At 42.2% G+C, this 10,538-nt stretch carries 6 protein-coding genes; 1 reads left to right on the top strand and 5 read right to left on the bottom strand.

Annotation, left to right across the window (positions count from 1 at the left end; all coding sequences use genetic code 11):
• Positions 1-87: 87 nt before the first annotated feature.
• The 5 genes from JGK22_RS17620 to JGK22_RS17600 form a co-directional block, all read right to left on the bottom strand.
• Complete coding sequence (locus tag JGK22_RS17620) at positions 88-966, bottom strand: inositol monophosphatase family protein (RefSeq protein ID WP_293224937.1); 879 nt, start codon at positions 964-966, stop codon at positions 88-90.
• 377 nt (positions 967-1,343) lie between these two features.
• Positions 1,344-1,901, bottom strand: a complete 558-nt coding sequence (locus JGK22_RS17615; protein WP_293191514.1) for a type II secretion system protein — start codon at positions 1,899-1,901, stop codon at positions 1,344-1,346.
• 207 nt (positions 1,902-2,108) lie between these two features.
• Positions 2,109-5,033, bottom strand: coding sequence for a pentapeptide repeat-containing protein (locus JGK22_RS17610; RefSeq protein WP_293198416.1), 2,925 nt, complete (start codon positions 5,031-5,033; stop codon positions 2,109-2,111).
• 96 nt (positions 5,034-5,129) lie between these two features.
• Entirely contained in the window at positions 5,130-6,044 is a 915-nt protein-coding gene (locus tag JGK22_RS17605) for a DUF1822 family protein (RefSeq protein WP_293186741.1), read from the bottom strand.
• Positions 6,045-6,070: 26 nt separating this feature from the next.
• Positions 6,071-6,697, bottom strand: a complete 627-nt coding sequence (locus JGK22_RS17600; protein WP_293186742.1) for a hypothetical protein — start codon at positions 6,695-6,697, stop codon at positions 6,071-6,073.
• 351 nt (positions 6,698-7,048) lie between these two features.
• Here JGK22_RS17600 and JGK22_RS17595 point away from each other — a divergent pair, with 351 nt between their 5' ends.
• Entirely contained in the window at positions 7,049-10,495 is a 3,447-nt protein-coding gene (locus tag JGK22_RS17595; RefSeq protein WP_293313311.1) for a DUF4114 domain-containing protein, read from the top strand.
• The last annotated feature ends 43 nt before the right edge of the window (positions 10,496-10,538 follow it).

Here is a 10,538-nt window from a genome sequence, read left to right as displayed (position 1 = left end):
ATGTGCAATGAAAAAACAGGTTCGTAGTGAGGACTTCAGTCCGCATAAAATCAGAGGACTCCCATTCCTCACTACAAACCAACCTGATTACCGCAAACCCGAATCAATCTCAGCCAAAATCCCCTCAGCATCCCTGCACAAAGCATCGTGACAGCAACCGTTACTCGCCAACAACCCCCCCCACTGACTGACATCTCCCCGGTTATATTGCAAAGCAGAACCATCAAAACGAGTAAATCGCCCGCCCGCCTCCGTCAAAATCAATTCCGGCGCCGCCAAATCCCAATCCTTCGGCGCCGACTTCCCCGAAAGAGCAATATAAACATCAGCTTTTTGTTCAACAATCGTCGCAATCTTGCAGCCGATGCTACCCACAGCCAGTTGATTTTGGCAGGGAAATTTGTGCAATAGTCGATTTAGCCGATCGTCCCTGTGACTGCGACTGGTTACTATAGATAAATCTGCCACTATATTTCGCGCAGAAACCTGCAATTTCACCGCACAACCCCCGCGACTTTCCCCAAAAGCACCAGCATCGCGGATGGCATAATAAATCTTTTGCTTGGACGGCCAAGCCACAACCGCTAACATCGGTTTTCCCTCGAAAGCTAAAGCAATATGAACCGCAAATTCACCAGTCTTGTCAATAAAATCGCGCGTTCCATCCAAAGGGTCAATAATCCAAACCCAAGATTGAGGTAAAGGAACTTTGCCACAACTTTCTAAATAAGATTTGTAAGTTTCTTCGCTCAGGTAGCCAAATTCTGCATTCCCTAAAACCGACTGCAATTCATCGAGAATGTAAGAATTGACAGCGACATCAGCGGCGGTAACTGGGCCGTCTTTTTGTTCTTGAATGTCCAGGTTGGGAGTATTAGCATCAGGGCGATAATAGGATTGTAAAATATCTGCGGCACCCCAAGCGGCGGCCTGGGCAATTTCGCTTAATTGTTCGAGATTTTTCATGTTTGATTGATTAAAGTAGGGTGCCTCAGATTAGAACTCTTGCAAAAGTCAAATTTACCCCCCGCAAGTCCCCCCTCCCGGAGGGGGAAACAAGAATAATCTTACCCCCTCCCCTTACCAAGGGGAGGGTTGGGGTGGGGTGCTTTGTATTTTTGCAAGAGATCTATTGCATCTACTTGATGATAATCGAAAAAACCCCGACTTTTAAAACACAACTATGTAAACGATTGTAAAGTGTCCAAATGCTTTCTACTGGCTGACTTAAGCCTGTTTACATACTGTTACATTGTTCGGTTTAATCCCGCCTACCTACTTAGTCTCAACTCCAGTTATATTTGGGTACTAGCTAACAAAAACTACATTTACTAAATCTAGCACTATTTTATGAAACTAGGATAAGGACAATAAATCTCAGGAGTGGCTAGAAATTGTGTCACCATCTGTACTTGTTTAAGCACCGGAGAAGCCAAACTCAAATCAACAGCAACCGGGCCGCACGGAACTAAGATATTATTATCGTGGGCGTAGATAATTCCAAAATAAGATCGCACACCTAAATTTTTAGACACAGCTACTTGAGCTGCAATTGGATAGCCATTGTGAGTCGCAACTTTGATACCATACAAATAATTCTTGCTTTCTCGCACAGAAAAGCCAAAACCTTTCAAAATAGCAGCAGCAGAAGTTGCTGTTGGATCTTGGGAAAATGAAAGCGATCCGAAAGAGTTGGTAAATCCCGTTGCTTCGTAATATTGCGCCGTTTGGTGTTTGTTCAAATAGCTAATATATTGTGTGGCTTCACTTTCTTTAGCTTTACCGATTAACCTGAAGAAGGTAGGGAGGGCGATCGCAGATAAAATCCCAATAATAAAAATGACAACCAGCAACTCAATTAAAGTGAAGCCCTGGGAAGCGTTGGTACATCCTGCACCCATGCATAGCTTGTACCGCAGGGAATCGCACTTCTGGTAACTGATATACAATCCGGTATTTAAGTATATTCTTTGCCTTTGTAGAAGTGACTTGCCCTCGCCTGCAAAACGGAGTTTTAAAAGCGATGTGTGGATATGTTGCACAAAATTGCAGACAAATGCCGACATAATTAACACCTCAAACAAAAACTAAATTTACTCAATATACCGCTAACAATTCCCTTGAAAATCTCCCCATTTCTTGGGATACTCAGATTGATTCTGGCAAATAGCAGGCAACCAACTAGCACCGGGAAATTGCTTATCCCATTTTTGTTTCAACTTTTCTCGCGCCGATCGCACAGAAACATACAAAGAATCGCCACCAGCAAAAGCTTTCAGAAAATGCCTCAAAAACTCCTGGGCGATCGCATCTAGCACAGGTTCCCGCATCACGATAATTTGAGGGATATCTAAGTCAGCTAACTGTTTCCCCAATCCCAAGCCATCGCAAGAATTAAAAATTGCTATCTCCAAACCACGTTCAATGGCTATTTTCAAGGAAATCCTGAGTTCTTCGACAGTTAACTTATCTGTTTTATTAATATAAATTGCCCCAGTGCTGCCATCTACTTCGCTGTAACTGTGACCGGAAAAACAGAGAATGTCCCAGCCTATTTTATCTCTGAGACATTCCTCACATTCCTCGCGAGTTGGTTTGAGCAAAAACATGATTTCTGTGTCTGACAAATTCTCTAACACCTGTTTGTCTTCATCGATATTAATTCCTGTATCGTCACCCAAAATTGCTAAGATTCTCACTTTACTTCTTGGTAGGACTAATTTCTTTACCCTATTAGATACTGTGCGACTTAAAGCGACTTCTGCTTGTTGGCAATAAACTTCAAAAAACTTCCACCGATGCCAGGGAAGTTTTCGCAGGAAGGCATCTTCAGTTTGCACAATCACCCGCACCTCATCATCAAAGTTTAAATTGTCGTGCAATTTTTGCTCGATCGGGTTAAATGGTGCTGAATTCAGCCAATTATTTACTTCCGCTTCCACATCCTCAGCTAACGTTGTTAGCTTCTTTATAGAAAAGTTAGTGACTTGACCTTCTTTGCCTTTGATCCGGCTGTTCTGGTTTTTAATGTTATACATTTCTTCCCACTGTTGATAGCGTTTTAAAATTTTTGCTTGTGGTGGCAAATTGCCTTCTATTTGGATTGGCAAACGGTGTCCGTCACAGTAAATATCAGCGCTGACGGCAAAGCCTTGGTTCAAGTCACCACGATCTAAGTTTAAGACAACTACCTGTTCTGAAAGTGGTTTTACTATCTTCTCTACTACTGATAGCAAGTATCTTTGCTGTTCTGGGAACTCTTGAATTATTGGATTTTTTACTCTTGCTAATTCTAGCATTTTTTGGTAGAAACCATTGAAATCAGTCTCAATCTTCTCTTTGTCTGTGTCAGGAGGTACGCTAACCTTGATGACAACAACGCCATTGCCTTTATTTTCAATACTCTGAATTTTTAGTTCTGTACCTTTGAGATCGTCCTGAACTTTTTGGAAAGATTGGTAGAAGGCTTTCCAATCAACACCGTTACGGAAAATCAAGTCAACTGTATTGACTACCTCTTGAAAAAAACTGGTAAATTCTCCGATCTCAAATTGAGATTTTTCACTGTGGGGACGGCGTTCGCGATCGTCAGTGCCAGGTTTCGGTTCTTCTAGCAAGTAAACCCACCGACAATCTACCCATTCTAGTTTCGTAGTGCTGTCAATATTCCAGGTTCCTAAACCGCAAGCACCAGTCATTCTCGCATTACTGAAATCAGTGCCGATCGCCTGAACTTGACTGAAAATTGCATACTCTAAATTAGCAGCTTCTAAAGTCGCTTGACTGAGGTCTGCTGTTTGAAGTTTGGCGTAGCCGAGGTCTACACCTATCAAGTTTGCTCCTCTCAAATCCATGCCTTGATATGATTTATTATAGCCGTTGCCGGTCACTAGCAAATCTCGAACTGCGGGATCAATTAATATTGTCTCGCCGACTCTTGCCCACTCAATTTTTGAGCTTTTGTGCCACATTGTACGATAAATATTAGCACATCTAAAATCAGTGTTTTTGAGAAGAGCGTAACTAAAATTAATATTGGCTAAATTAGCACCCCGAAAGCTGGTACCGCCTGCCGCTGCAATCGCATTAGCTAATTGGTGAATTACGGCATATTTATCATCTTCAGCTAAAACTCTGTTGCCAATATAAGTTCCCAATGAGACCAAAGCTACAGCTAAAATTACCGCTATAATGATAATCGCAATAACTATAGGTGGATTGGAAAAATTTGCGACACATTGGTCTAGAAAATCATAACATTTATTGTTCGTGTTGTCAGCTAATCTAGTATTAATTAACACAGATGCTTTTAAATACCGGGTTGAATTATTGATAATAATTCCGGTGGCGATCGCACTTATTGCCAGAGCTTCAAATACAGCTAAAACTGCCACTATTCTGCCCAATACAACCTCAGCCAAAGCCACAGCTAAAGGCAAAGTTACAACTGCGATCGTAGTCGCAGCCACAGCCCCGATCAAACTTACAATTAAAAACGGAATATCGTTGGTATTCGGTTCACCAGCCAACGCCCCAGTTAAGCTCCCAGGTCTAAAACCTCTCAGCCAAGCCAGTATCGGGTGTTTATCGTTCGAGATCGCACTTAAAACAGCAATGCAAGGTACAAAGATTGCAGCCGCCATAGCTAAAGACCCCAAAGCTTTTTGTATTCCTTGGCGAATCGTGAGAGCCAAAAGAACAGTATTCAGTAATAAGATGATTGCTGTTACAATCAAACTGGAGTACCCAATATTTTTGGCAAATAGAGATCTGAATGTCTGACTGATAGCAGTTACAGCAGCCGTTCCTGACATTGCTGATATCAGTGCTACAATTATGAATATTTTGATTTGCGATCGCACTATTAATCCGCAGCGAGCGTGACTGAAGTTAGCACCATCGAGAGTTGCTCCGCTAAAATCTGCACCTCGGATATCTGCATAAGAGAAATCAGTATTAGTCAGATCTTGACCTTTGAAAGAACGACCTTGGAGATTTTGACCGCGCAAGTTTTGAAAGGTTAATGATGACATAAAATCCAAGTGAAATTTTCAATAGGTTAGCAGTCAATACTTGAGTTGTTGCTTTCGTTCCCAGGTGCTAGCTGGGAATGACAAATGCGTGGCAGATTACCAATGAAAATGTTTCGTCACGCTAGCTTCTCCGAGTGCCACAGTAACGCCAAATAATTCTCTTAATTCAGAACTAAATTCCAACTGAATAAAGTTGTCATCATCTCTGGATGTTGCCTCAAGAACTACCTCTTCTGACTCATCCATCACTATCAATTTTAACCCTTCTGGCAAACAAGTTTGATTTCCCATCGGATACACTTGCACTTGGATATCCACTTCGGAACCTGGTTCTGGTGCCAGCATGACTGCAAGTGTTACAGACTGTTGTGCTAGCTGCATTCCCAAATCAATTTTATAACCTCTCTCGATAGGTAATGCGTTCGTACTTCTAAAATGCCACTCCAGTTGTTCGGGATTTAATAGCTCATCAATTACTTGCCATCCCGTATCAAAAACATTCTCAAACCAGTTCATTAAATTAACTGGATTCAGTTGTTGAATTCGATTCATGTAGGCAAGAAAATATTCTAGGGATTGCAGTTGAGTGAGCGGTACTTCTCTCATTGCAGAAGTTTTAGTAAATCCTAGTAGCGTTGCTTCTTTCAAAGATTGATTTAATTGTACAGCAACGTAACCGATGCGATTTTCCCAAGCATCGGAGGGAATGTTACAAGTTTGGGAATCGGGCAATACGGGACGACATTCAATTTTGCCAACGCCGACGATATCTAAATCGGCGACATCTACAAATTTGAGCATGAGTGAATCGCGACTTTCGCTATGAGCCAAGTTAGTTTCAAATCCCATGCAGCGTAGGTAAGAATCTACTGCATACACTGCTAGGGTATTGAGATAAACTTGTTTGAATTTTGTCGGCAGGGATTTTTGAGCGCACTGTTGAGCGATGTCATGGGCTTCAAAGGATAGCGGTACGGTGAAAGTTATTGGTTCGATCATTTTACTCATCATTAGTTTCTGTGGTTGTCGCTTAATTGCTACTGTAATTTATTACGAAAATCATCACCAAATCTCCGCAGGTTTCGATTAAAAAAACTGTCGATACCTGAAATAGAAACTCCAAACCTTTGAGACATACTATCCAATGTTTCACCATCCAATTTAGCTAAAGCTATAACTTGCCAAGAAATATCCGGGCGACATCTAAGTGACACTCTTCTAAAATGGCCATCTGGATCTTCTTCGATCAATTCACGCAGCATTGTAGCCTCTTCGGACAATGGTGATTGTGGTGACTGATAATTATCTAGGTCGTTTAAGGAAGGTAGTTCGCGTGTTCTATTTTTTTCTTTCATATATCGCTTAACAGCATCTTTGAATCTCAACTTCAATATGTGATTGACCGGGGCCATCAGTGGTCTTTCTGGATCGTATTTGTCAATTTTTAGACAAATATACTCAATTGTTTTTAGAAGTGCTTCGTTATAAAGGTCTTCGTAAATATTAGGAGACCATGACCTTTTTTGGGGATAAGCAAGCTTGCCCGATAGCCAAATTGCGTTTCTCAGTTTGGTTAATGCTTTCTGTCGCTCAAGGCTAAGGGCTGGGTGCTGTTGAGCTTCGACGGCTAGCTGTTTGAGTTGTAAATCAATTTCGTCCTCCATCTCAATCTCCTCACTCCTCTGGGGATTCTTGTGCAGTCTTGGGGCATTTCTATGTTGTTTTTCGGTAGAGTCGCAATTTTTTACGCATTTGTGGGGAGATTGTTACAAAACTTTACGTTTGAGGGGGTTTGGGAAAAAAGTTTTGAGATTTGCGTAAAAAGTTTGAGGTGGTTTCGTAATTAGGGTTGAGGGGGCGATCGCACTTTCGTGTGAAAAAGCAGTTTTGAGATTTGCGTAAAAACTTGGGGCTGCTTCCGTAATTAGAGTAGAGAAGCCAATTCAACGTTTGGGCGATCGTTTGATTTCATTATATCAATTTTCATTTAATCCAAGATTAGGAGTATAATCTCAATGACAACTATCAATCAAGGTCAAACTAATGTTCTGCTGAAAGATGTTCTAATCGCCGACACTTTGCCGGGAAGTGCTGCCAACAATTCTATCCTCAACCCTTTAAGCAACAGCAACAAGCAAAATATCGGCGAAGGTTCCTTGATGCTTGACAGCAACAATAAAATAGCGATCGAACCCGATAAACCATTAGTTACGACTAATTTACTGAAATCAAAAGATGCTGCTTCCGAGTCAATCAGCAACAAATCCGATGATTCATTAATTGTTCCAAATCCTCTCAATAGCAGCTTAAGCAGGTCAGTTAGTGGCAATACGAGTCGCGGCGACGCCCTATCCGGTTCCCAGTCAGCCATAGATGCCAAGGATACCCTGACTGGAAGCAGCAAAGATGCACCGTTAATTGCCATCAAAGCTGACAGTCTGACAACAACTGACTCTTTGACTAACAATCAGAGTGCCAAGGAAATATCCCCTGATAAAAAAATCGATGCGTTAGCAGAAAAAGAAAATAAATCGGAAACACTGGCCACTGACAGTAACCTGATTTCACAAGCAAAAGAATCCACAATTCAAGCAGCAACTACTGATAAAGTGACGGCGGATAAACCAGTCGCTATTGTCGATGAAGCGGGCAAAGATAGCAACAAACAAAACTCGACAACTACTACTCAAACTGTTGAGACTTCAAAATCACCAGCCACAATTCAAGCAGCGACTACTACTGATAAATTGACGGCGGAGAAACCAGTCGCTACTATCGATGAAGCTGGCAAAGATAGCAACAAACAAAACTCGACAACTACTAGCGGAGACAAGGACAAAAAAGTTGCGGATAACAGTCAAGCTGTTGCAGTTGAAACCCCTAAAGAACTCAGCAAAACTACTCCTAAATCTGAGATTGTCGCCGATAATTCGTTTACATCTGGGAAATTTGTTGTTGACTCTAGCGGCCAAGTTGGTATCGATTTCTTGTTTGACGGCGGACTGTATAAGGGTCAATTAGCTATCGTCAGTCTAAAAGGGATGGAGAAGTTTGTACCTGGTTCAGCAGAATTTATCAAGGAAGTGGCTTCAAGGGCATTAAGCAATTCTGTAAAAGGTCATGTAGTCATTAATGATTTGAGCGAAGGTGCAAAATTTACGGGTAATTTACCTGAAGGGAATTATAACGAAGGAACTTATTTGGGAGTCAAGAGTTTTGCAATGACTTCGGGGGATGAGTTTGGCGTTATGTTGGTGCCAAATGGAACTGTGCAAGAGGTTCTGAATAATCCTGTTGTTGGAGGGGATAAACGTCCTTTATTTTCAATGGTGACGGCGAATCCTGCTGAGGGATTTCATGTCGGGCAAATTGCTGATGTGACTGGTAGTGGCAAGACTTTTGCAATGGAGGATATGCGGGTTGATTTAGGGAGCGATCGCGATTACAATGATGTGATATTTCAGGTGCGGGGTGCGACGGGTACTGCGGTGAATTTGGATTCTGTGATTAATGCTGAGAAAGATTGGCGTAAAGCTGATATTGGTAAGGCTTTGATTGCTTATGCTAAACCCTATGTTGAACCGAAGGTAGAGCCTGCTAAAGAGGATGAAAAACCTGCCAAAAATACTGATTCTGGTTCGGTTTTAGATGTTCCGATTTCAGATAACGCAAGTGTTTCAAAAGAGAAAGTAATTTCTCCAACTAATACTGAGTCTCTCTCGAAAACGGAGGTTGTTACTTCAGATACAACTGTAACGCCAGCAGTGAAGACTGAAGATGACGAACCTGCGATCGCCAATTCGATCGATACTTCTACCAAGGATCTGCCGGTTTCAGACAAGGCTGTCGTGTCGAGGGTGAAGACTGAAGATTCGATCGATACTCCTACCAAGGATCTGCCGGTTTCAGATAAGGCTGTCGTGTCTGAGGTGAAGACTGAAGATTCGATCGATACTTCTACCAAGGATTTGCCGGTTTCAGACAAGGCTGTCGCTGAGGTGAAGGCTGAAGATTCGATCGATACTTCTACCAAGGATTTGCCGGTTTCAGACAAGGCTGTCGTGTCTGAGGTGAAGGCTGAAGATTCGATCGCTACTCCTACCAAGGATCTGCCGGTTTCAGACAAGGCTGTCGTGTCTGAGGTGAAGACTGAAGATGAGAAATTGGCGATCGTACTGACTTCCACTCCGAATGAGTCTGTCAAAACCGATTCGGTGACTTCATCTCCAACAGTCATCGATCCGTTGACAATAAAAGAAGAAAAAGAGGCGATCGCAACCCCTATTTCTACTACCACAAAAGATGCACCAGCTTCAGATAAAACTGTAACGAAATCAGTTGAAATCGAATCTCAAGCAATTGCACCTCAACCTGCGCCTAAAAACATTTCAACCGTTGAGACAGAAACCAAGATAAATCAACCACAACCTGCTGTTACTCTCAGCCCTAAAACCGATGAACAACCAGCAATTTCTACTCAAGCATCTGGTAAAATTTTTCAGCCGATAGTCCACGAAAGCAAGCCAAATATTTATCCTCAAGAACTTTCGACTGTCAATCAATCAATTGCGACAGATAGCAAGCCAGTAACGGCAATACCAGAATTAGCTAAACCAGCAATTTCTACCAACAGCCAGCCAGCAATTTCTATTCAAGAAGTTGCTCCGATAACTCAACCTGTCGCACCAAATGCAACCAGCATAATAGCCACAAATAGTCAAGAAAAAACCAATACAGAACCCACAAATTATGCACAGAATATCGGCTCGAATCCAGTCACAACGACTACCTCATTCCCTTTTTCAAAAGCATCTCAACCCTTAGTCGGTATTATTAGTACAGGATTTAATGCCAATAATTTCGACATAGACTACAGCCGCATTACTCTCGGAAAAGACCGCATTGCTAATGATGATAATCCCTTAATTCAATCCGGTGAAGGCAGCGAACAAGGAACTCATGTTTTAGGCTTAATTGCCGCCACTCAAAATAATAGCAAAGGCATCGACGGCATTAACAATGAAGCACCGATTTGGTTAGGTAGGGCTAGTGGCAATAACAGTTGGGCAGAATCCTTAATTGAATTTGTCGATAACGCCAAAAAATCCGATCGACTCAATGCAGTTGTTAACATTAGTTTTGAACTAACTCAAGTTGATGTTAGCGGCAAAATAGTTTCTCGCTACGAACTGACAGAAGCCGAAGAAAATGCCCTAGAATACGCTCGCAAAAATCACATCGTTGTTGTCGTTCCTGCTGGCAATAATCCCCAAGAAATATCAGCTTTAGGCAAAGCATCCCTTCAGTTTGACAATATCATCAGCGTCGGTGCATCATCGGGTGGTCAAGTGACAGATTATTCGGGAAATGGCAAAGGTTTAGATATTTTAACAGAAGGAGGAACGCTGAACAATCCCGTGCGATCGCCCTTTCTGCTTCTCCAAGCTATCGAAAGGGCGTGAAGCGCAGGTATCCCGAGCGTGAATCGCCCTTATTGAGGTGAAA

The sequence above is a fragment of the Microcoleus sp. PH2017_08_TRC_O_A genome, from assembly GCF_020738665.1.
Lineage (GTDB): Bacteria > Cyanobacteriota > Cyanobacteriia > Cyanobacteriales > Microcoleaceae > Microcoleus.
This window is presented reverse-complemented; position numbering and strand designations above follow the sequence as displayed.